This window comes from uncultured Aquimarina sp., assembly GCF_947496855.1.
Taxonomy (GTDB): domain Bacteria; phylum Bacteroidota; class Bacteroidia; order Flavobacteriales; family Flavobacteriaceae; genus Aquimarina.
The window spans coordinates 628,788-651,259 of the sequence record NZ_CANMED010000003.1 but is presented as its reverse complement, the minus strand read 5'-3'; the positions used below and the strand labels follow the sequence as shown (position 1 = coordinate 651,259).

Genomic DNA, 22,472 nt, shown 5'->3' with positions numbered 1-22,472 from the left:
GTTCATTTAATATGAGATGGGACGCAAAATACGATTTTTGGATTAAAACTAAATTAGATGTCTATTAAGCTAATCATTAACCCAACTTTTTAGGACTTCTATTTGTTTAAGAGATGCGTTAGGGTTTTGCTTTAGAACTACTTTTTCTATAGTAGGAGCAATTACCTTCGAACTAAGCTTTAGTATGTTGTGATCTCGTTCTATAATAAAAGTAATATCATCGCCAATATTCCATTTACTAGAATCGCTAAAAAGGTCATAGATGTTTTTAATAGTATATTCTTTATTATTAATACCTAATAAAAAATCACCACTTTTTATCCCTGCATTTTTTAAAAAATTATTACGCTCAGCACCATCAGTAAAAATCACTTTCTTATTAGATTCAGATCCTTTAATAAATGGTTCTTGTTCGTAAATAAAATAGGCAGATGGAATTTGTATTGTGTTACAGATCAATCCAGCTTTTTCTAAATAAAAACCATAATCAATAGGCGTATTGTTTACTACATGAAGCTTTAAAAAATCTGCTACTTCCGGATAAGAAATTTCTTTTATTATTTCTATTAACTCTGCATCCTTAAAAGGTTTCTCACTACCAAATCTACTTGATAATCCACGAATAAGATCTACAATACCATAAGCTCCATTGCTTTTTTCGCGCATAATGATATCTATACACATAGAGATCAGAGCCCCTTTTTCATAAACATTAGGATAATTTTCTAGATACGGATTTTGTAGAATTTTTTTACTCATCTCCGTAAAAGACATAGTATTATCAAATACTTCGGAATTGTTTATTTTTTCCAGAATTCTTTCAAAAAAGTTTTCTTTACCGATAAGTGCCTGGTTTATTTGAAACAATAATGAGAAATATTCTGTTGTTCCTTCATAAAGCCATAAATGTTCAGACATTTTTGGTTTATTGTAATCAAAATCATGGATCTCCTCAGAATGTATGCTTAGTGGTGTAACGATATGAAAAAACTCGTGTGAAACAACATCGGTTAGAGATTCATTTAATTTCTTAAGAGGTATAGATTCAGGAAGAACAACTACAGTCGAAGTGTTGTGTTCTAAAGCACCAAAACCTTTAGCATCATCATTTTTAGCAGAGGAAAGATATAATAAGACACTGTATTTTTTTGTGGTGTTTATTGGTTCTAAAAAATTCTTTTGTGCTCTAATCATTCTCTCCATTTGTGGCATCAATTCTTCCGCATGATGTAATTTGTTTGGCGAATAGACACTTAGCAAAACTTCGATCTCATTAATAGTAAAAGTTACTTTATCTGGAATAGAATACATAATAGGAGAATCTGCTAAATCAGCATATCTCTTAAATATAAAAAGATCAGTGTCATACTTAGCACCTGCTGGAGGTTCTTTAGGTAGATATTCGGATAAAGACGTTGAAGCTTCTAGATCCAATGGATGTTTAATAAAAAGATTATATTTCTTTTCTTTCATTTTATCAAAATAGCCTATAAAAGCATATAGATTTAAAACAAAATTTTTATTGCTTAAGATGTTCGTTCCTGTTGGAGAAAATATTTGATGGTTACCTTCAGTGTCAAAAGTGTCATTCACTAAATAAGTTATGGAACTTAACTGTTTTGAATTATTAATTTTCCAACGATTATCTCCAAGCCTTTTTACCAATAACTCATTCCCTAGATCATCAAAAGCTTTAAATTCTTCAATGTATTTTCCGTAGTTATTATTTTGATAGGTGCCAGGAACTATTTTAGGGAGATAATAGCTAATAGTATCTTTAGTTAAATTACTTACTTTTAATTCTACTTTTACTTTATCATCGATAATATTTACTAAATCTAAAGTAGCTATAATAGGTGTACGATCTACAATTATTGTAGATTCTGTTGTTTTACAACCTATCATAGAATTTAATAACGCAATGTAAAGGATTAGAATTCTAATCAGGTTAATTTTTCTTAGCACAAGTATTAGATATTGTTTTTAATGTATGTAGCAACACCATCTTCTTTTCCAGATAGAGTAACTACATCAGCAATTTTTAAGGTTTCTGGCTTAGCGTTAGCAACGGCAACACCAGTACCAATAGCTTTTATCATAGCAATATCGTTATAATTATCGCCAAAAGCTACTGCATCCGATAGAGAAATTTTATAATGTGTGTCAAGCAACAATTCGATTGCGGTTAATTTTGAAATGCTTTTATGTGCAACTTCTATATATGTGGGTTTGGATCGATATAAATGCAGTGTGTCACTAAAATTGGTTTCTAAAAATCTAAATGCTTGATCAATATAGTTTTCATCACCCATACACATTATTTTATGAGCGCCTTTATTTTCATTTTTCCAGTTTTCAATAACTTCTTTGGTCGATTTTATAACAGGGGTCACTTTGGTATTTTGAGCCTCTCTATTAGCCCAAAAATCCATTTGAGGTACAAACCAATCATCGTCATGGTACAAGCTAATATGGAACAAGTTATCCTTATTAAATGTATGTAGCTCTTGTATGATGTTTGTAGCTATAAAGGTAGAATGAATTGGTTTTTTATCAACTAGAATTAGTCCACCATTATAACAAATTAATGGGAGGTGGGAGATATCTAGTTCTTCTTGCAAATGTGTCATGGCACTTGGCATGCGAGAAGAAATCAATATAACTGGAATAGTATCTTTTATGCGTTTTATTTCAGAAATAGTAAAATCAGAAAGTTCTCTTTCAGCATTAAGAAGTGTTCCATCGATATCAGAAAATATAATGCGATGTGGATTCAAAAATATAAGATTTGGATTACTAAATTTTACAGATTAATTATTTGTTCACGAAGTTAATAATACTGCTGGTAACTTCAGGCATAATTTTTAACCAGTATTCATTATAAGACTTATGGTTTTCCAATCTACTTCCTTTTATCTCTCTGAGAATGTGATTCATGTTTTCTATAATAATATACTCGGCATTAGGAACAGCCTCCTTTAATTTTTCAGCTTCAGAAACTTCCACCTGTAGATCCTTATCACCTTGTAATATTAGAATGGGGATTTCTAAGTTTTTTATTTCTTCTGATGGAGTATATTTTACCCAAGATTTCATGAAATATTGTAACTTATAACTAAAAATAGATTCTAGCGCAGGATCATAATTCATAGCTCTTCCTTTTTCTTTTAAGTCAGCAAATGCTACTGCGGCACTTTTATCTAATCCAGGCGCTTGTTTTTCGAGTTGCTGAATAACAATTTGATCTACAGATTGCGCATTTCCGGCTATGGATATAAATCCATCCACATTATTTTTAGCAGCAATAATACCTATCAAAGAACCTTGACCGTGACCTGCTAAAATAATCTTTGTATAATTCCCGTTTTTTCTAAAATATTCTACAACTGATTGCGCATCTTTAATAAAGTGATCTAGTGAGATTTCATGTTCCCGAATACTAAGAGCATCAATTTTAAAAAGTCTTTTATCGTATCTATATGTAGCGACACCTTGTTCTGCTAGATCAATAGCTAATAATTTGAAAGCATCATTCTTAGACATTCTGTCATTACCTTCTCTGTTTATAGCTCCTGCATCCATAATAAAAATAACAAGAGGAACACTATCATCAGAGTATGGAGTAGCTAAGGTTCCTTCAATAAAACGATTTACTCTAACAATAGCAGAGTTATATTCTTTTTCTTTACTCTCCTCTTTTTCTTGTGCTAAACAAAATGTTGTAATGGCAATCAGTAAAATTGAAAACCGTATTTTCATAGATATTGGGGTTTATAGGATCCGTACTTAAGAAACGATAAATATGTTACCATATTTCAGACTAAAATAATTTTTAATCAAAATGTATTTTAAAATAATTTTTAACGATTCACTAACATACCCTTTTTTATCTTTGCTTCAAAATATAAAATTATGAAGACTCGCTATATTGTACTTTTATTACTCCTTACTATTTCTATTAAGGGGTTTTCAATAACTGAAGATTGGGGGAAAACCGGACATAGAGTAACAGGAGAAATTGCGGATAACTATCTTACGAAAAAAGCTAAGAGAAATATAGCAGAACTTCTGAAAGGGCAAGGATTAGCTTTTGTTTCTATTTATGCAGATGAAATTAAAAGCGATGATAGATATAGAGCATATAGTCCTTGGCATTATGTTAATTTTTCTTTTGATAAAAAGTATGGTGAAGATACTCCTAGTGAACGTGGTGATTTAGTTCAAGCAATACAAAAATGTATAGAGGTGTTAAAAAATGAAACTTCTTCTAAAGATGATAAAGAATTTCACCTGAAAATGTTAGTGCATTTTATTGGTGATTTACATCAACCATTACACGTTGGTAGAGGAGAAGATAAAGGAGGAAATGATATTCAGGTACGTTGGTTTAATGATGGCTCTAATTTACATAGAGTTTGGGATACTGGAATGATCGATTATTATAAAATGAGTTATACAGAATTGGCTAGTAATACAGATGAACTATCCCTGGCAGAAGTAGAAGCTATAGAAAAAGGAGATGTTTTGGATTGGGTTTACGAGTCACAAAGTCTTGCGAAAAAAGTGTATGCTTCGGCTAATGTGGGAGAAAAATTAAGTTATAAATATATGTACAATCATTTTCCTACTGTGCGCTCTCAATTGCAAAAAGGAGGAATACGATTAGCTAAAGTATTGAATGATATTTTTGGATAAAAAAATCTTATTCACTAACAATAGCAAGATCCTTTCGATATTGCTTCGGAGACATAGAGAAATACTTTTTGAAAGTTTTGGTAAGGTGACTCTCATCAGTATATCCTAATTGATATGCAATTTCTGCGATTGTAAATTCGGTATTTTGTAACCTGTATTCAACTAGTTTCATTTTATACTTAGTTACATATTGATGGATCGACTCTCCGGTGGCTTTCTTAAAATATGTGCTGATAGAACTCTGAGACATATTAAACTTATCTGCCATATAATTTATCTTAGTGAGATCATTATCATATACATTTTGTCTAATATGACCTAATATTTGATCTATTCTAGAGTCATTTAATGATACATTTCTTTTATTAGAACTGTATTTAGCCGAAATATTTCTAACAATAATACTTAATATAGTACTGATCGCATTAGAAATTATTTCTTGGTAATATATTTTTTCATTTTTAAATTCTTCCATTACCACATTATGAATATCCCAGATAATCTTGCGGTCTTCTTCGTGAGATATAACGTCTCCAGGGATGATATTGGGATGATGAAGAAGTTGTTCGATTCTCTGGAGCCAATATTTTCTATCGGGTAAGTTAACTTTACTCGAGAATAAAAGTTCGGTAAACTTAAAATGCGTAAACACAGAGTGTTTTTCTATTTCAAAATGATGCGTGTCTTCAGGTGCTAAGAGAAATATATCATCTTTTTTGTAACGAAACCTAATTCCATTGATAGTATGATAACCATTTCCATTTTCAACAAAAATAATCTCAAAATAATTATGATTATGTGGTTCCGCTTCCCATTTATCAAATGAATATTGATGTACAACAAAGGTCTCGTGTAAGGTATAACGATTCATAATCAAATTTTTCTTTTGTCTTAAAGTTACAAAAATAAAATCAAACGAAATAACTGTTTTATACTTGTATTTTCGAGCTATAACGTTTGATGTTGTTGATAATTAGTTTGTTATGTTTTTATTGTACAAGTTGTTACCATAGTTTTACAAGTAAATAGGATAGTAGAATTATATTTTTGTAACGCGAATTTTTTACACAAATCAGCGATGAAATTTAGGATTTATTTATACACAGCAGTTAGAATACTGTTTGGTGTATTTTTAGTTTTACACAGTACTTACAATGTGATTTTTTATTCAGAGTTCTTACAGAAAATAGATGTTTACTTTTCTGAAACGACCATATTCAATTATACCCTTATTGAAGCGTTTGCTCCTTTAGTTCCTTTTGAAGAATTTATGCTAGGGTTGTTTCTAGTTTTAGGATTTTTTACTAGAAGGGTATTGATAGGAGCGGCACTGTTATTTTCTTTTCTAACATTCTTTTTATTAGACGCTAATTCACTTAAATTGTCACTAATACACTTAGGTTTTTTCTTTATAACCTTAGTGCTTTTGAGAAAGGATAATTATAATCTAAAATCGCTGGATTATTCCAGAGATTCTTTTTTAATGATATAAGTGAGTAGTAATATTTGTTATAAGAGATTTTAATTAGTTGTTTTTATGAAATGGATTTAATCAATAATCCTGAAAGTGAGGTTAATACGAGGTTTCATAACTTTTTTGGATTTGGGTACTTGATGCAGCCAGTTTTCCTGCGTTTTTCCTTGCATTATTAGTAAGCTACCATGCTGGAGTAAAATTTTTTGTTTTTGATTTTTTGTTTTATGTTTGAAATGAAACCACCGTTCTTCACCAAAACTTACAGATGCTATTATTGGTTCTGTACCAAGTTCTTTTTCATTATCAGCATGCCATCCGTTACTGTCTTGACCATCTCTATACAAATTAAGTAAGCAGGTAGTAAATATTCCTGAACTTATGTTTTCTATTTTTTCTTTAATTATTAACAATTCCTCAGTAAACTTATGAGGTTTCATGGTGATATTAGAGTATGTATAAGTGTTTTTATTGTTAGCATATAATGCTGTAAGTCTTGGTTGTTTGTATACTTTGCCAAAGATCTTAATATCATCTTGTTGCCATTCAATAGATTCTTTTAAGATTTTAAACAAATGATCAGCTTTGTTTTTATCGAAAAATGCTGGGTAATACCGTACATCGCCATCTGGCATTTTTAATTGAATATCATCATTTTGGGAAGTAAATAAGTCCAACTTGGAGTACGGTTTAAAGATATAAATGAGCCCAGTATATTAAAACAAATTGTAGTAATAACCTAAAAGTAAGAACTGATTTTGGTAACCTAAGACTTGCTTTTTTATTAACTAACATATGTATATGTACAGGAAAAAATAAAATAAGCATAGCAATAATTGCCCAAATAGAATAAAATCTAGTCTGCGAAAAAATAACGCCTACTCCAGCCATAATCTCAGTTATACCGCTTAAGTATACTAATTGTTTGTGGAAAGGGATATACAGCGGCATAATCCTCATAAATGCCTTTGGTCGAATCAGATGAAAAATACCAGCAATTATAAAAATGGCTGATAAAGTATATAAGTGCCAACTCATTAAACTCCAGCAGTTTTTTCTTTGCCAGCACTACTAAGTGCAAAATCTTTACTTCTTGTCATATTTTTTATAAAACTTACTTTTCTAAAACGTAATGCAGTCCAGTTATCATCAATGGCTACTTGTCGTACAGGTTCTAAGTTATAGTCTCCTAGAACACCCCAGCCATGATTCCTTGTGATTTCAGTGCTATATTTTTTAGAACTTTTTTTAGGATAAGCAAACCAAAGAATACCATCTCCTACTAATTTGGGATAAATAGTTTCAATGCGGTTTTCAATCTGTTTTTTTTCTGTTACAAAAACCAATGCAAAGTCAACTTCGGATACTTGTATTAAAGACTCTTTAACTATAACATCTTTTAGACAGTCTAGTTCTTTACAAAACCCTTCAGGCTCATTCAATATTAAAATCTCGTCTAATAATGGAGGAAGTTGTAATTTTTTAAACAGCGTGGTCATGTGAGTGAATTTTAATTAGAACAACTTGTGTTTACTAAAGATACAAAAAAATAAAATTAATACAGTTTATTTTAACGTAATCCTTTTGTATAAAACCCTAAAATATGATAATTCATGAAGTTTCCTATTTACCATTTTGTCGTCCCTTTTTAATATTTTCTAGAAACGAATACTTTTTGATTTATAACGTTTGTTAAAAGTTTGAAAGCACTTAGTATTTTGTAGGCATTAGAAAGAAAAGTATTCCCTAATATCGTAACTACTTTTAAAACTAACACAAACTTAATCATGAAAAAGTATTCTAAACGTTATATGGCATTATTATTAGGATTAATAATAAGTGTGCTATGTCTTTCTTGTGAATCGCAAGATTTTGAATCTAACGACCAACAAGATCTAAACGAAGATTTTATATTAGAACAGGCATATCCTGGTGAAACTGGAAAATTGTTAAGCATAACATTAAATGGAGAAGAGGTAGATGCAGAGAGTATTAATAAACATTACATACTAGAAGGAGATATAAAAGTAACACCTTCTGATACTAATAAAGGAGTTGGTAGAACTGGAGGAAGATGGCCAAACAATACGGTGTATTACTCTATTCAAAATGGAATGCCTAATCAAGCTCGTATAACAAATGCAATTACTCATTGGGAATCTAAAACTGCATTGAGATTTGTACAACGCACGAATCAATCAAACTATGTATATTTTAAGAACGGATCTGGATGCTCTTCTTATGTAGGTCGCATTGGAGGACGACAAGATATCACCTTAGCGAATGGTTGTTCTACAGGTAATACTATTCATGAGATCGGTCATGCAATAGGATTATGGCACGAACAGAGCAGAAAAGATAGAGATCAGTATATAAACGTATTGTTCGAAAATATACAAAATGGTAAAGAGTTCAATTTTAGAACGTATATAGAACAAGGTCAGGATGGTAATGAATATACTTCTGATTTAGATCTAGGAAGTATTATGATGTATGGATCATATTCTTTTTCTAAAAATGGTCAACCGACCATCACACGCGCTAATGGAAATACGTACAATGCACAACGAAATGGATTATCCAATAGTGATGTAGCTGGAATTGATAAAATGTATCCTCCAATTACTTCAGCCAATACAATTGAACTAAGAGGTAGTAATGGCTTGTATGTGAGTAGTGAAAATGGAGGTAAGCCTATAAATTGCAATAGAGCCACTGCTCAAGGATGGGAAAAGTTTCAAGTAATCACGCTTAGTGAGGGGAAAGTTGCACTAAAAGGGAGTAATGGTAAATATGTGAGTAGTGAAAATGGAGCTAATCCTATTATCTGTGATAGATCTCAAATTGGTGCGTGGGAACAATTTACCTTAGTTAATAGAGGAGGAAATAAATATGCATTAAAAGGTAATAACGGTAAATATGTAAGTTCAGAAAACGGGTCTAAACCAATGACTTGTAATAGAACGTCAATAGGAAACTGGGAAGAATTTGTAATTTCGGGATTGTAAATTTTATCGAATTTATGAATTTTAAAAAAAACACCGCTATATGAGCGGTGTTTTTCGTTTTAGAATCTTTTATCTTTATTGTTAGTCAATTATTTTAGAATTTTCCGGATCATCAAATAGTTTCCCCTCGCTTTCCAGAAAGGTAATATCAGTTATGGTAGCTTCTCCTAATTTATCAGTCATTCCTTTTTCTGGGGTCCAGCCATAAAATTCCCATTTAGTAGCAAAAGGAATGTCATCTACAGTAGTAAATTCCTTGTAACGTATCGCGTGTGGATCAGCTTCTGCTTTAGAAGTATTACCATCACTTCCAAAAGTTACAATGTAAGCCGCAGCTTGTAGTGATTTGGAAATAGGATCCGAATAGATAACATACCAATCATCTGGGGCATCACCAGTTCCAGCTTCAAAAGTTAGTTTTGCAGTACTATGGGTAGTATTATCTAGCATTCTGTCATTTTGCATTTCTAATTTAGTTCCTGGATCATTTAATTTATAAGGTAATCCAAAGAAATATGACCAAGTAAACATGTCAAAACGAGCTCCTTTATCATTGGCGTCAGCAGGACACAGGTACACATTTTTTCCATCATAAATTAACTTGCTTTCATCTTTTTTATCAATTCTAATCTTTGATGAATTTGTGAGCATGGTAACTTTTCCATCCAAATGTTCTTTTCCATTAAAGATGATATTCACATAAAAACTTATTGCTTTATGATTTAAAAATTTATCTTTTTTATGAGCTTTCTCTATGGTTTTGATAAAATGGTTAGAAATAGGCAAAGCTCCATCACCAATACCACCATCAGGCTCTACAGGAGTTAAATCTTTGTTTTCTGTTACTTCAGGGGGCTTATTTTTTTCTTCTTTCTTTTGATTACAACTAAGTAAAACAATAGAGAATAATACTATAAAAATTCTTTTCATGGTGAGGTTGTTTGTGTTATCAGTCTAAAATACTAAAACCTTAAATAGTAGTATAATCTTTATGAAAATTGTAACAGATATAATTGATTAGTTATCTCAATAGAGTGAAATGTAATACTGACTTTTTTATAATTTTGAATCTAAAAATTAGATAGTTAAGTTCTTTTGTCTTGTTAAAAATTAATAAATAATGTAACAAAAAGCTAATGTTGATTACTAACATCATATACATTCACTTTTTCATTATCAATTTTATAAACAGATAAAATGAGCCGTTAAATTAAACTAGTAAATTATTAGAGTAATTAAAAACAAATCTAATCTGAATTTAAAAATCAAAAAACAAACAGATGAAACAATTATTTAAAACAGTATGGGGGACATTCTTAGTAGTGCTGTGCATGTCTTTTACCCAAACATACGGACAAGAAGTCATAGGAACTTGGAAAGGGAAATTATCAGTTCAAGGAACTGAAGTTCCATTACTATTTCATATTGAAGAAAAAGAAGGCGCTTTATCTTCTACAATGGATAGTCCTTCTCAAGGTGCAACTGGAATTCCACTGGATTCTACAGTTTTTGAAAACAATCAACTAACTTTGACATTTAAACAAGGAGGGATCAAATATGTAGGATCTCTAGAGAATAGTAAATTAAAAGGAACTTTTTATCAAGGCGGAATGGAACTACCATTAGAAATGGAAAAATCAAAGAAAACAATACCAGGAAATCCAGCACTGGTGTCTTCTGATACAGAATTAGAAAAAATAGCAAACTTGGATCAAGGCAATTACAAATATTCTGTTGAAGATTATTTTGCAAGACCAAAAGCAAGAAGTTTTCAATTTTCTCCAAATGGGAAATATCTTTCATACAGAGAGAAAGATGAAAATAGTAAAAATCACGTATACGTAAAAGAAATAGCAACCGATAAAGTTACTCGTGTAATCGGAGAGAAAGAAGAGCTAATTAGAGGATATGGTTGGGCTAATAATGAACGACTGGTTTATGTAATGGATAAAGGCGGAAATGAAGATTATCATTTATTTGCTGCCAATATTGATGGGACAAATCAAAAAGAATTAACTCCCTATGATGGTGTACAAGTAAACATTCTAGAAGGACTAAAGGAAGATGAGGATCATATGATCATCTCGATGAACAAGAATAACAAACAAATCTTTGAGCCATATAAAATTAATATACTTACCGGAGAAATTAAGCAATTATTCAAGAATGAAGATGCTGCTAACCCTATTTCGGGATATAATTTTGACAAGGATGGTAACCTTAGAGGATATGGTAAGATACGAGATGGAGTAAATATAGATTTTTATTATGCTAAGGAAGAAGGTAAATACGAAATCTTAAAAAAAATGAACTGGAAGGATACCTTCTCAATTCTAAATTATGATTACTCCACAGAAAACCCTCACGATGCGTATGTAGTTTCTAACTTAGATTCAGATAAATCTCAGATATATTTGTATGATTTAAAAGCTGATAAAGTAATCAAAAAATTATTCTCTAATGATAAATATGATGTTTCTAATGTATCCTTATCAAGAAAAAGAGGATATGAATTAGATTATTTTTCATACCAAGGAGAAAAAAGAGTGATGATTCCTGTAAGTGATTATTATAAAAAATTACACGAAAGAATTTCTAAAGAATTTCCTGATCATCAATATTCAATAACTGGAAAAACAGACGAAGAAGATAAGTATTTGATCTTTTTTCAAAGCGATAAATTGTATGGAGTTTATTACTCTTATGATGTAAAAAAAGATGAATTTAAGCTGCTTTATAATTTAATGCCTCAGCTTAAAGAGGATGATATGGCAGAAATGCGACCGATTACTTTTAAGAGTAGAGATGGCTTGACAATACACGGATATATTACGTTACCTAAAGAAACGGAAAAAGGTAAAAAGGTGCCGTTGGTTGTAAATCCGCACGGTGGACCACAAGGAATAAGAGATTCTTGGGGATTTAATCCAGAGTCACAATTGTTCGCCAGTAGAGGATATGCGACCTTGCAAGTAAACTTTAGAATTTCTGGAGGATATGGTAGAGAATTCTTAGAAACCGGATTCAAACAAATCGGAAGAAAAGCAATGGATGATGTAGAAGATGGATTACAATATGTAATTGATCAGGGTTGGGTAGATAAAGATAGAGTAGCTATTTATGGAGGCAGTCATGGAGGATACGCTGTATTACGTGGATTAACCAAAACACCAGATTTATATGCTTGTGGAGTGGATTATGTAGGAGTATCTAATCTATTTACTTTTATGAAAACAATCCCTCCATATTGGAAACCATATTTAAAAATTATAAAAGAGATTTGGTATGATGAAGACGTAGCTGAAGAAAAAGTTATTATGGAAGAAGTATCTCCAGTATATCAAATTGATAAAATCAAAAAGCCTTTGTTTGTAGTGCAAGGAGCAAATGACCCTCGTGTGAATATTGATGAATCTGATCAAATCGTAAAAGCATTACGTGATAAAGGTTTTGATGTTCCTTATATGGTTAGATATGACGAAGGTCATGGTTTTGCAAAAGAAGAAAACTCTATCGCTATGTATAAAGCGATGATGGGATTTTATGCTAAGCATATTGGTAAAAAAGAAACTACAAAACCTGTCAAAGGATAATTAAGTGAGACTTATCTCGTAGAAAAGCGAGTTCCATTTCCTTTTTTAGAATGTAGTAAAAACCTCCTGAAAACTTGGGTCAGGAGGTTTTTTACTTTACAATATTTTCACTACTCAATTTCCTGCTCTGATTTCAATTCTTTAAGTAGATTTTCTGTATCTTCAACATGGATATCAGGTTGAGGTCTGGTTTGTCGGTCAAAAAACCTTGGAAACAAATTGATGTACTTATTAAATGTATCAATTTCTTTATCAATAAGATCCGTATCCTGATTTTCAACTAGAGTATCTACAAGGTCCCGATAATACGTTACGTTATCCATAATACTCTCAAAATGTTCTAATTGCCTTTCATAAGATAAGTTTGAAAAGTAGTGTAATTGCTCCTGATATTTTTTAGCTAATTGCGTCCATAAAGATCTTGCTTTTTCTTTTTTATCTATTTGATAATAGCTGCCTACAAAAGAGTGTAGAGGAGTATAGTATTCATAGATATCCAAAGGCATTTTTTCTATCCCCAAATCCAGGATTTCTTCAGCTTTAAGTAGCTGATTTTCTTTGATTAACTGATTGGCCAGCCTGCCAAGATTCGTCCTATAGGATATTCCGTTTTTTCTGGTTTCTGTATCATGATAGATTCCTGTGCTGTCTCCATTTCCCCAGTCCCATTCTTTGACATTTTTATACATCACATCGGCGTCGACTCTTCCTAATTGATAAGGGTTGTTTGGATTCATCTTAGTTTTGATAGGAACAAGTTTATACGTCATTCCGTCTAATTGCAGATAATCTTTCATCCAGATATAGTCATCATCTCCAAAACTACCTCCAGTAAAGTAAATAGGGCGTTCCCAATTATTATTAGCAATAATATCTAACATCACCAGTCTGTGTTTAGGGATGTAATTACCTTTTAGATGAATATCTATATAAGGCACAATGTTATCCGCATCTTTTTCAGACACTATTCCGTTTTTTAATACAGCTTCCTTATTAACAGGTATTCGAATGTTTTTTGTCGGAAACGTAGAAACTACTTTTCCGTTCATAAGTTCTCCTTTAGTTCTATCATCATCGGATGTAATCCAGCGCATCCAGTTTTTGATGAGCATAGTATCTTTTGTTACCTCTTTGTAGAATACGGCATCATTATTCCCGTAGGTATAAAATGAGTGTTCTAATTGAGAAGCCACAGGTTTTCCTTTATACGCAGCTTTTTTCATTTGATCGATGTACCAATCTGTCGCTAATAAATTGGTGATAAGAATTCGTATATCTGTTCGATACCCTTCTATTTCTTGTACATACCATAAGGGAAAACTATCATTATCACCTATAGAAAATAGAATTGCATCTTTCTGACAAGAGGATAGATATGTTTTTGCAGATGATTGAGCAGTATATCGATTGGATCGATCATGATCGTCCCAGTTTTGAGCAATCAATAAGGAAGGTACTGCAAGTAATGAAATGAGAATTGTTATGTACGCAGCTTTTTTAGCGTTTATTTTACTTTTTAGTATATCGAAAAGTGCATATACTCCAAATGCAATCCAAATGGCAAATACATAAAATGAACCTACTAGAGCATAATCTCTTTCTCTGGGTTCAAAAGGTCTCTCATTAAGATATATTTTTAACGATAATCCTGTAAACAAAAAGAATATAAACAATACCCAGAAATTCTTTTTATCATGCTTCAATTGGAAAACTAATCCAATCAAGCCTAAAATGAGAGGAATGAAGAAATACGTATTTCTAGCTTTATTTTTAGTTGCATCTGATGGTAAATTATCTTGTGACCCAAGGCGATGTTTATCAATAAATGAAATTCCACTAAGCCAATTACCATGTAAAGAAGATAACTTCCCTTGAACATCATCTTGTCTGCCAACAAAGTTCCACATAAAATATCGCCAATACATATAATTAATTTGATACTGAAACAAATAAGACACATTATTCCAAAATGAAGGTGGTTCGATATCCAAAAATTGACCAAATGATTCTAGGAATTTATGATAATCACTGTAGTCTAATGCATCTGCAGCATATTGTTTTCTAAAATCAATAACAGTATCTATAAGTTCTTTTTCATCTTGATATTCGGTTTTTATAGAGAATTTTAGCGGTCCACTAAATAACATATAATTACTGATATGTTCTGTACTCCACATTCTTGGTAATAAAGTTTTATGATTGTTATCTAAATTCTGTTTAGCATTTTTCCAATCATTAACAATTACATATTTTCCCGTGTTTAGGTCTTTTTCGTATTTTGGTTTGTCATCTAAGTATGGCTCATTCTTATCTAAGTTACCGTAGATTTCAGTGAATTGAGGACCATAAAACAAATGCGTTTTTGGGTATTGTTCTAGATTATAATATGCTAATAACTCTCTGGCATTATTTGGGTTATTTTCGTTAATCACGGTACCAGCGTTTGCTCTAATCGGAATCATTAACCAGCTAGAAAACCCGACTAAAATGAAAATAATACAAAGCAAGGAAGTATGGATTAATGGATAGAGTTTTTTTCTAGTGTATTTTAACCCTAGGTAAAAACAAATTATTAAGCTTATACCAGCAACAATAGTTCCTGAGTGGAAAGGTAATCCGATTGAATTGACAAAAAAGATTTCGGAACTCCCAAAATATGTTAGCGTATAAGGTAGTAGCATTTTGAAAATAAACAATAACACCGCAATCACAATAAGATTGGCAATTATGAAATTATTGAATGTTATGATTTTATAATTTTTGAAATAATACAATAACCCTATTGCTGGAATGGATAATAGTCCCATAAAGTGGATGCCAAAAGAGAGTCCAATGATAAAGGAAATTAAGATAATCCATTTATTTCCTTGTGGTCGATTCATATCTCGTTGCCATAATAACCCCAAGTAAAATAACACTGATAGAATACAAGTTGCCATTGCATATACTTCCGCCTCTACTGCGTTAAACCAAAAACTATCCGTAAAAGCAAAAGCTAAGGAGCCTGTAACTCCACTTCCTAATATGGTTATGCAAGTACTTTTTGTAAGATTTGATTTTGCTTTTACCAAATTAGTCAGTAAAATGGTAATTGACCAAAACATAAAGAGTATGGTAAATGCACTTGCAATTCCTGATGTTATATTCAATGTATATGCAATCTGTTCTGGATGTGTGGCAAAATTGGAAGCAAAAGCACCTATCATTTGAAACAATGGAGCGCCAGGAGGATGTCCGATTTGTAATTTTGAGGATGCTGAAATATATTCACCTACATCCCAAAAACTATTGGTAGGTTCAACTGTATTAATATAAACTAGAAGAGAAATAAGAAATACGAACCATCCTAGTATAAGATTCCAATTTTTGAAAAGAGCTATATTCATTTGTATTGATTGCCTTTTTTAGGTAATCAAATGACGCGTAAAAATTAAAAAAAGTGGCAGGTTAGAAGTTGTAATAAAGTACTAGTACCGGTATGATTTTATTTTTTTAGCAATAATTCTTTTCGGTTTGTGATATTTAATTTGCTGTAAATGTTAGATATATGTGTTTTTACAGTGTTGATGCTAATAAACAACTCGTTGGCAATTTCTTTGTTACTTTTTCCGGAAATTATTAATTCTTTAATAGTATTTTCTTGTTTACTTAAAGAAACCAAGTTATCATTTTGACGATTTTTTTGTTTTCTGAAAATTAAAAAAACAAGAAATAGGATAACCAATCCGGCGATACTATTTAATACTATACTAAGTGAATATTTTTTATCGGTATTTTCTATATAAATCAAAGAAAGTTTATTTTCTAGATATAAGAATAAAGCAGGGTCAATTTCACTTGATTTTAGTTCTTTTAGTAAGCTGGCATAATAAGCAGTATTCTCTTTAATATCTTTTTCTAGTAATTTTTTGTCATCTAGTTTTTTGATACTTATCAATTTTACGAGAAGAATTTGCAAAGAATCTTTTACATATCCTTTAGTTCTAATTAAATATTTTTCGGTATCAAAATCGTCATGCAAATTTTCAAATTTAGATTCGAATTTTTTTAGTTGTTGCCATTCTTCATTAGCTTTATTATTGGTTGTATAAGTATCAAATAGTGAGGTTCCTTTTTCAAAGGAGATGGAATCATTATTTGATAAAATGAATAATTTAGAGTTTTTAGGTATATCTGTATGTCTTGATACTGATTTAATTGGATTAATATGAACTTTATATATTTGGTCTTTGTTATCAAACCATTTTTGATCAAACGAAAAATACCCTTCTTTAGTAATAACCGAAGAAGCAACAGGTATATAAGTATGTCCATTAGCTGTACCGTCGTTTAATTGTACTCTGCTTAGATTCACTTTTTCTTCCCATTTCTCGGGCTTTTCTAAATGTAAATATCCAGAAACAATTTCTTGTCCATTCGCTTTAAAGCAAAGTAATAGTGTTAGTACGAAAAGAAAGATTATATTTTTCATTTGTCTTATTATCTAGATAGAAAAGCAATATTGTAAAAATAATAAAATATGTAATACATAGGCCAGAAATAAAAAACCGCTCCAACTGAATCTAACAGTGAAGCGGTTTAAAATCTAATAGCATTAGCGATCTAATTGCTAACTTTTATTTTATCATTTCGAAACTACGTTTAACAAATTCAGTCAATTCTTCACCTTTTAATAGATTTTGAGAAAGTCTTGCTAAATCCAGTGATTGCTTAATCAAACGCTCTTTCTTCTTATCTGTTTTAGTATCTTTAATTTGACCAATCAACTCGTGATTTGTATTTACAATCAGATTGTACATTTCGGGCATATTACCAAACATGTTCATTCCGCCACCGCCAGTCTGTTGCATCTCTTTCATACGACGCATAAACTCTGGTTGTGTAATCATAAATGGAGAAGCATTGCTATCCATAGCTTCCATCTGTACAGTGTACTTTGCAGCAGGAATAACTTTTTCCAGATCAGCTTTCAGGCTGTCTTTTTCTTCATCAGATAATTTAGAAATAGTTTCCTCATCTTTTTTAATCAGGTTATCAATGTGATCACCATCAACACGAACAAAAGAAATATTTTCCTTACTAGTTTCTAATTTTTGGATCAGATGTGAAACAATAGGTGAATCTAGTAATAATACTTCGTATCCTTTGTCTTTTGCCGCAGATATATAAGCGTGCTGCTCATCTTTGTCAGAAGCATACAAGATAACTAGTTTATTATCTTTATCTGTTTGATTTTCTTTGATCTTTTCATGTAACTCTTCAAAAGTAAAAAAGGTTTCATCAACAGTAGGATACAAAGCAAATTTATCAGCTTTCTCAAAGAATTTGTCTTCCGAGAGCATTCCATATTCAATCACTACTTTAATATCATTCCATTTCTTTTCAAAATCTTCTCTATCATTTTTGAATAAAGAGCTTAGTTTATCTGCCACTTTACGCGTGATATAACTAGAAATTTTCTTTACAGCACCATCAGCTTGTAAGTATGATCTGGAAACATTTAATGGAATGTCCGGAGAATCAATCACACCACGAAGCATTGTTAAAAATTCAGGAACAATACCTTCTACATTATCCGTTACGAAAACCTGATTTTGATATAATTGAATTCTATCCTTCTGCGTATTTATATCCTGACCAAGCTTAGGGAAGTATAAAATCCCCGTTAGGTTAAACGGGTAATCTACATTAAGGTGAATATTAAACAAAGGTTCTTCGAACTGCATTGGATACAATTCTCTATAAAAACCTTTGTAATCTTCATCTTGTAGATCAGCAGGTTGTTTAGTCCAGGCTGGATTAGGATTATTAATAATGTTCTCTACCTCCTGAGTTGGTGCAGGATCTTCTTCTTTTGCTCCTTCTGGTTTCGGTAATGTTTCTGTTTTAGTTCCGAATTTAATCGAAACAGGCATAAACTTATTGTATTTTACCAATAATTCATTAATTCTACTTTCTTCCAGAAATTCTGTGTCATCGTCCCCAATATGTAGGATGATCTCTGTTCCTCTTTCTGTTTTATCGTGAGCTTCTATTGTATATGTAGGAGAACCATCACATATCCAATGTGCAGCTGGTGCATCTGTATACGATTTAGAAATAATCTCTACTTTAGTAGCGACCATAAATGCTGAGTAGAATCCTAGACCAAAATGCCCTATGATTCCAGAATCTTTTGCGCTGTCTTTATATTTTTCTAAGAATTCTTCAGCACCAGAAAAAGCGACCTGGTTGATATATTTTTCAACCTCTTCTGCTGTCATACCGATTCCTTGATCGATAATGTGTAGTAACTTGTTTTCTTTGTCAATTTTAACTTCAATCTTAGGATCGCCATATTCTACATTAGCTTCACCAATATTAGTTAAATGTTTTAGTTTTAGAGTCGCATCTGTTGCGTTAGATATTAACTCTCGTAAAAAGATCTCATGATCAGAATACAAGAATTTTTTAATCAAAGGAAAAATGTTTTCTACTGATACATTAATACTTCCTGTTGCCATTTTATTTATGTTTTAATTTTAATTATCTCTTATAAAATCTTTATAGTCAAAAAAAATACCAATTCTACATTGCTGACAAACTGACACAGAAGTAATAGGTAGATTTATAAAACGTAAGGATATTATCACTGTTTCGTCTATTATAAAACGAAGAAATTAAGTTTCATTTTTTCTGAAACAACTTTAACAAATTTTTTGTTTAGGTTTTTTATAAAAAAGTTAAACAATCGTTATCTTTACAACATAAATTAAGAATTATGGCTTCTCCAAAAAAAAAACAGACAATTGATAGTCACTATATTATTACCAAGTATATGAATTATGTTTTAGAGCATGATTCTTATCCCAAGTCAGTTTTTAAATTCTGTAAAGAATCTAAAATAAAAGAAGAAGAGTTTTATGAATTCTTTGGTAGTTTAGATAGTGTAAATAAAAGAATTTGGAATACTTTTTTTAGCACTACAATAGATGCAATGAATAGCAATGAGGAATTTGAAAAATTATCTAGTAAAGATAAAATGCTCACTTTCTTTTACACGTTTTTTGAGTTATTAACTCTAAATCGTAGTTATGTACTGTTTGCATTAAACTATCATGAAATGCCTCTTAAAAATATGAGTCAGTTGAAGGGACTTCGAAAACATATAAAAGACTTTGCGAAGGAACTTATTGAAGTTGATAATGATGATAAAATGTTTCGAATCGCTAAAAATCCAGTTTCTATTTACTCAGAAGGTGCGTGGTTACAGTTTTTATTTCTTTTGAAATTTTGGATCGATGATGAATCGGCTGGATTCGAAAAAACGGACATTGCAATAGAGAAATCGGTGAATACAATTTTTGATTTATTTGACAATACGCCACTTAGTAGTGTTTTGGATTTTGGAAAGTTTCTTTGGAAAGAAAAAACAATGTGGAACTAATTATTACAGATAATCAAATCATAAATATTTTAAAGATATAAAATGAAGACTATAGATAAAATACCAACCACAAAATTAGGAAGAACAACAGAATTGGTGAAAACCGGTGTGAAAGTGGGTGGAAATTATCTGAAGTATTATAGTAAAAAAGCCGTTAATCCTAAGACTACTAGAGATCAGCTTAATGAAAACAATGCTGCTGATATCTATGATGGATTGAAGAACCTGAAAGGTAGTGCACTAAAGGTAGCGCAGATGCTTTCTATGGAGAAAAATATACTACCTAATGCATATGTTGAGAAGTTTTCTCTAGCACAATTTAGCGTTCCTCCATTGTCTGCACCATTAGTTAGAAGAACATTTAAAAAATATCACGGAAAGTATCCGGAAGATTTATATGATACGTTTGCAACTCAATCTGTTAATGCTGCCAGTATCGGACAGGTACATAAGGCTTCTAAAGACGGGAAAAAACTTGCTGTGAAAATTCAATATCCTGGAGTTGCAGACAGTATAAGTTCTGATTTGGCGATGGTAAAACCCATCGCCATCAGAATGTTTAATTTAAAAGGTAAAGATTCTGATAAGTATTTTCAAGAATTAGAAGGAAAGCTCTTAGAAGAGACAGATTATATACTAGAAGTGCAACAAAGTAAGGAAATAACTGGAGCTTGTTCTAGAATTCCTAATCTTAATTTTCCTAAATATTATGAAGAATTGTCCAGCAAACGTATTATTACGATGGACTGGATGGATGGTGTGCATCTAAGCGAATTTGCAAAACAAAATACAGATCAAGAAAAGGCTGATAAAGTAGGACAGGCCCTTTGGGATTTTTATATGTATCAAATGCATATCCTTAAAGCAGTCCACGCAGATCCACATCCTGGTAATTTCTTAGTTGATAAAGATGATAATTTAATAGCAATAGATTTCGGTTGTGTTAAAAAAGTTCCGTTAGAGTTTTATAAGCCTTATTTCGAATTAGCTGAAAAAGAAAATATAGAAAATCCGGAATTTTTTGCCCTGAAAATGTTTGAGTTGGAAATACTTCGAGAAGATGATTCTCCTGAAGAAAGAACTTTCTTCTCGGAGTTGTTCCATGAAATGCTCAGTCTTTTTACTACTCCTTTTCAGAAGGATACATTTGATTTTGCAGATGAAAAGTTCTGGGGGGCAATAACAGAATTGAGTGAAAAATATTCTAAAGACACAGAAATTAGAAAAATGAATGGTAATAGAGGTAGTAAACACTTCCTGTATATCAATAGAACATTTTTCGGTTTGTATAACTTATTACACGATTTAGGAGCGACAATTCGTGTCAAAAATTTTGAAAAGTACCTTTAGTCAGTCTACGACTGGCTTTGGTTTGTTTATTTATTGGTTAGGTTGTTAGAAAGGCATGCTGTGGTTGGCGTGCCTTTCACTTTTTTAGCTATAATAAGATTAAGAATGATTGTGAGATTTTTATAAAAAAAACCGGAAGCTATGGGGCTAGCTCCCGGAAAACACCTTTTAAAATTAAATTAGATGATTGTGTGTTAAGTTTAATTCAAAGATATTTTTTTGGTTGGGGACAAATTTATATCCGGAGGGCAATTATAATTAAATAAGAAACCTCCGGAAAAACGACAATACTAAATAACCCGCTGTGCACTTTAAAACACCAAAATAGAGTATTGCGTTTATGGTTTCGTAAAACCGGGAACTAAATAATAGTTCCCGGAACCAATTCTGTGAAATAGTGAAAATGGAGGCTGCTATCTTAACTAACAGATTTTCATGGTTTTCAAGATTGGTTTTGCTGTCTATATGATATTTTAATCAATCATTATATATGTTTTTAATCATCTCTAAGTTTATGCTACTTAAAAAACTTGAAGAATGATGCAGGCAATAAGTAAAACGATTATTAAGGCAGTTAAGAATAAAGAAGTTTTGGTTAATATGCGATGGAATTTATCAAATCTATTCATTATACGTTCCGTAGCATTGAACCCGCTTATTCCTGATTAAAAGGAGATGAGATTTGCTTAAGTAAAGATGGTAAAAATTTAATATTGTTTCCATAGTTTATTATTTAGAGTTGGTTGCTCTTTTTTGAATTTTTACTATGATAACAGCCTCGGGTCAAATGTAGGAATTACACTTCGATAATAAATATGGTTTTACATGAATTAAAATATGGTTTTGACTTATTTTTATATTTTTAAGATATTTTAAACATCTTTAATTAAGATGTTTAATGTGTTAAATTAACGATATTTTATGTT

18 protein-coding genes are annotated in these 22,472 nt (G+C 31.2%); 7 read left to right on the top strand and 11 right to left on the bottom strand.

The window, feature by feature from the left end:
- Nucleotides 1–69 precede the first annotated feature (69 nt).
- The 3 genes from Q0921_RS12305 to Q0921_RS12295 are packed head-to-tail and all read right to left on the bottom strand — an operon-like array spanning nt 70 to nt 3,759.
- Nucleotides 70–1,965 (bottom strand): peptidase M61, encoded by a 1,896-nt coding sequence (locus tag Q0921_RS12305; RefSeq protein WP_299257209.1) that lies wholly within the window; start codon nt 1,963–1,965, stop codon nt 70–72.
- 5 nt (nt 1,966–1,970) lie between these two features.
- Nucleotides 1,971–2,777 (bottom strand): Cof-type HAD-IIB family hydrolase, encoded by an 807-nt coding sequence (locus Q0921_RS12300; protein WP_299257207.1) that lies wholly within the window; start codon nt 2,775–2,777, stop codon nt 1,971–1,973.
- A 37-nt stretch (nt 2,778–2,814) separates the two neighbouring features.
- Nucleotides 2,815–3,759, bottom strand: a complete 945-nt coding sequence (locus Q0921_RS12295) for an alpha/beta hydrolase (protein WP_299257205.1) — start codon at nt 3,757–3,759, stop codon at nt 2,815–2,817.
- Between the two features lie 153 nt (nt 3,760–3,912).
- Between Q0921_RS12295 and Q0921_RS12290 the strand changes: the two genes are divergently transcribed.
- Nucleotides 3,913–4,695, top strand: coding sequence for a S1/P1 nuclease (locus Q0921_RS12290; protein ID WP_299257203.1), 783 nt, complete (start codon nt 3,913–3,915; stop codon nt 4,693–4,695).
- A 7-nt stretch (nt 4,696–4,702) separates the two neighbouring features.
- Here Q0921_RS12290 and Q0921_RS12285 read toward each other — a convergent pair whose 3' ends face one another.
- Nucleotides 4,703–5,566 carry an AraC family transcriptional regulator gene (locus Q0921_RS12285; RefSeq protein WP_299257201.1) on the bottom strand — a complete coding sequence of 288 codons (864 nt, stop codon included), beginning with the start codon at nt 5,564–5,566 and terminating at the stop codon, nt 4,703–4,705.
- A 207-nt stretch (nt 5,567–5,773) separates the two neighbouring features.
- Between Q0921_RS12285 and Q0921_RS12280 the strand changes: the two genes are divergently transcribed.
- A complete protein-coding gene (locus Q0921_RS12280; protein ID WP_299257200.1) occupies nt 5,774–6,187 on the top strand; it encodes a hypothetical protein in 414 nt (137 codons plus the stop codon).
- Between the two features lie 56 nt (nt 6,188–6,243).
- Here Q0921_RS12280 and Q0921_RS12275 read toward each other — a convergent pair whose 3' ends face one another.
- The 3 genes from Q0921_RS12275 to Q0921_RS12265 are packed head-to-tail and all read right to left on the bottom strand — an operon-like array spanning nt 6,244 to nt 7,668.
- The gene (locus tag Q0921_RS12275; protein WP_299257199.1) at nt 6,244–6,846 is read right to left on the bottom strand and encodes an alpha-ketoglutarate-dependent dioxygenase AlkB; all 603 of its coding nucleotides are present in this window, start codon (nt 6,844–6,846) and stop codon (nt 6,244–6,246) included.
- A 13-nt stretch (nt 6,847–6,859) separates the two neighbouring features.
- On the bottom strand, nt 6,860–7,207 hold the full coding sequence (locus Q0921_RS12270; protein WP_299257197.1) for a MauE/DoxX family redox-associated membrane protein: 348 nt from the start codon (nt 7,205–7,207) through the stop codon (nt 6,860–6,862).
- Entirely contained in the window at nt 7,207–7,668 is a 462-nt protein-coding gene (locus tag Q0921_RS12265; protein ID WP_299257195.1) for a hypothetical protein, read from the bottom strand. The genes Q0921_RS12270 and Q0921_RS12265 overlap by 1 nt, the downstream gene beginning before the upstream one ends.
- A 288-nt stretch (nt 7,669–7,956) precedes the next feature.
- Here Q0921_RS12265 and Q0921_RS12260 point away from each other — a divergent pair, with 288 nt between their 5' ends.
- The gene (locus Q0921_RS12260) at nt 7,957–9,177 is read left to right on the top strand and encodes a M12 family metallopeptidase (protein ID WP_299257193.1); all 1,221 of its coding nucleotides are present in this window, start codon (nt 7,957–7,959) and stop codon (nt 9,175–9,177) included.
- Nucleotides 9,178–9,258: 81 nt separating this feature from the next.
- Here Q0921_RS12260 and Q0921_RS12255 read toward each other — a convergent pair whose 3' ends face one another.
- A complete protein-coding gene (locus Q0921_RS12255; protein WP_299257192.1) occupies nt 9,259–10,107 on the bottom strand; it encodes a DUF6503 family protein in 849 nt (282 codons plus the stop codon).
- 401 nt (nt 10,108–10,508) lie between these two features.
- Here Q0921_RS12255 and Q0921_RS12250 point away from each other — a divergent pair, with 401 nt between their 5' ends.
- Nucleotides 10,509–12,770 (top strand): S9 family peptidase, encoded by a 2,262-nt coding sequence (locus tag Q0921_RS12250; protein WP_299257246.1) that lies wholly within the window; start codon nt 10,509–10,511, stop codon nt 12,768–12,770.
- A 110-nt stretch (nt 12,771–12,880) separates the two neighbouring features.
- On the opposite strand, the gene Q0921_RS12245 is transcribed toward Q0921_RS12250, so the two are convergent.
- The 3 genes from Q0921_RS12245 to htpG form a co-directional block, all read right to left on the bottom strand.
- Nucleotides 12,881–16,156, bottom strand: a complete 3,276-nt coding sequence (locus tag Q0921_RS12245; protein ID WP_299257191.1) for a DUF2723 domain-containing protein — start codon at nt 16,154–16,156, stop codon at nt 12,881–12,883.
- Between the two features lie 98 nt (nt 16,157–16,254).
- The gene (locus Q0921_RS12240) at nt 16,255–17,241 is read right to left on the bottom strand and encodes a LuxR C-terminal-related transcriptional regulator (protein ID WP_299257190.1); all 987 of its coding nucleotides are present in this window, start codon (nt 17,239–17,241) and stop codon (nt 16,255–16,257) included.
- Nucleotides 17,242–17,386: 145 nt separating this feature from the next.
- Complete coding sequence (gene htpG, locus Q0921_RS12235; RefSeq protein WP_299257188.1) at nt 17,387–19,273, bottom strand: molecular chaperone HtpG; 1,887 nt, start codon at nt 19,271–19,273, stop codon at nt 17,387–17,389.
- A 257-nt stretch (nt 19,274–19,530) separates the two neighbouring features.
- Between htpG and Q0921_RS12230 the strand changes: the two genes are divergently transcribed.
- The 3 genes from Q0921_RS12230 (at nt 19,531) to Q0921_RS12220 (ending at nt 22,215) form a co-directional block, all read left to right on the top strand.
- Nucleotides 19,531–20,196, top strand: a complete 666-nt coding sequence (locus Q0921_RS12230) for a TetR family transcriptional regulator C-terminal domain-containing protein (RefSeq protein ID WP_299257186.1) — start codon at nt 19,531–19,533, stop codon at nt 20,194–20,196.
- A gap of 42 nt (nt 20,197–20,238) precedes the next feature.
- Entirely contained in the window at nt 20,239–21,546 is a 1,308-nt protein-coding gene (locus Q0921_RS12225) for an AarF/UbiB family protein (RefSeq protein WP_299257184.1), read from the top strand.
- A gap of 537 nt (nt 21,547–22,083) precedes the next feature.
- On the top strand, nt 22,084–22,215 hold the full coding sequence (locus Q0921_RS12220; protein WP_299257182.1) for a hypothetical protein: 132 nt from the start codon (nt 22,084–22,086) through the stop codon (nt 22,213–22,215).
- Nucleotides 22,216–22,472 lie beyond the last annotated feature (257 nt).

Bases quoted from the DNA above. Each gene is read 5' to 3' on its own strand.
- Q0921_RS12265 (WP_299257195.1), bottom strand. From the start codon at position 7,668: ATGACCACGCTGTTTAAAAAATTACAACTTCCTCCATTATTAGACGAG.
- Q0921_RS12260 (WP_299257193.1), top strand. From the start codon at position 7,957: ATGAAAAAGTATTCTAAACGTTATATGGCATTATTATTAGGATTAATA.
- htpG (WP_299257188.1), bottom strand. From the start codon at position 19,273: ATGGCAACAGGAAGTATTAATGTATCAGTAGAAAACATTTTTCCTTTG.
- Q0921_RS12255 (WP_299257192.1), bottom strand. From the start codon at position 10,107: ATGAAAAGAATTTTTATAGTATTATTCTCTATTGTTTTACTTAGTTGT.
- Q0921_RS12290 (WP_299257203.1), top strand. From the start codon at position 3,913: ATGAAGACTCGCTATATTGTACTTTTATTACTCCTTACTATTTCTATT.
- Q0921_RS12285 (WP_299257201.1), bottom strand. From the start codon at position 5,566: ATGAATCGTTATACCTTACACGAGACCTTTGTTGTACATCAATATTCA.
- Q0921_RS12250 (WP_299257246.1), top strand. From the start codon at position 10,509: ATGTCTTTTACCCAAACATACGGACAAGAAGTCATAGGAACTTGGAAA.
- Q0921_RS12280 (WP_299257200.1), top strand. From the start codon at position 5,774: ATGAAATTTAGGATTTATTTATACACAGCAGTTAGAATACTGTTTGGT.
- Q0921_RS12230 (WP_299257186.1), top strand. From the start codon at position 19,531: ATGGCTTCTCCAAAAAAAAAACAGACAATTGATAGTCACTATATTATT.
- Q0921_RS12245 (WP_299257191.1), bottom strand. From the start codon at position 16,156: ATGAATATAGCTCTTTTCAAAAATTGGAATCTTATACTAGGATGGTTC.
- Q0921_RS12220 (WP_299257182.1), top strand. From the start codon at position 22,084: ATGATGCAGGCAATAAGTAAAACGATTATTAAGGCAGTTAAGAATAAA.
- Q0921_RS12270 (WP_299257197.1), bottom strand. From the start codon at position 7,207: ATGAGTTGGCACTTATATACTTTATCAGCCATTTTTATAATTGCTGGT.
- Q0921_RS12295 (WP_299257205.1), bottom strand. From the start codon at position 3,759: ATGAAAATACGGTTTTCAATTTTACTGATTGCCATTACAACATTTTGT.
- Q0921_RS12240 (WP_299257190.1), bottom strand. From the start codon at position 17,241: ATGAAAAATATAATCTTTCTTTTCGTACTAACACTATTACTTTGCTTT.
- Q0921_RS12225 (WP_299257184.1), top strand. From the start codon at position 20,239: ATGAAGACTATAGATAAAATACCAACCACAAAATTAGGAAGAACAACA.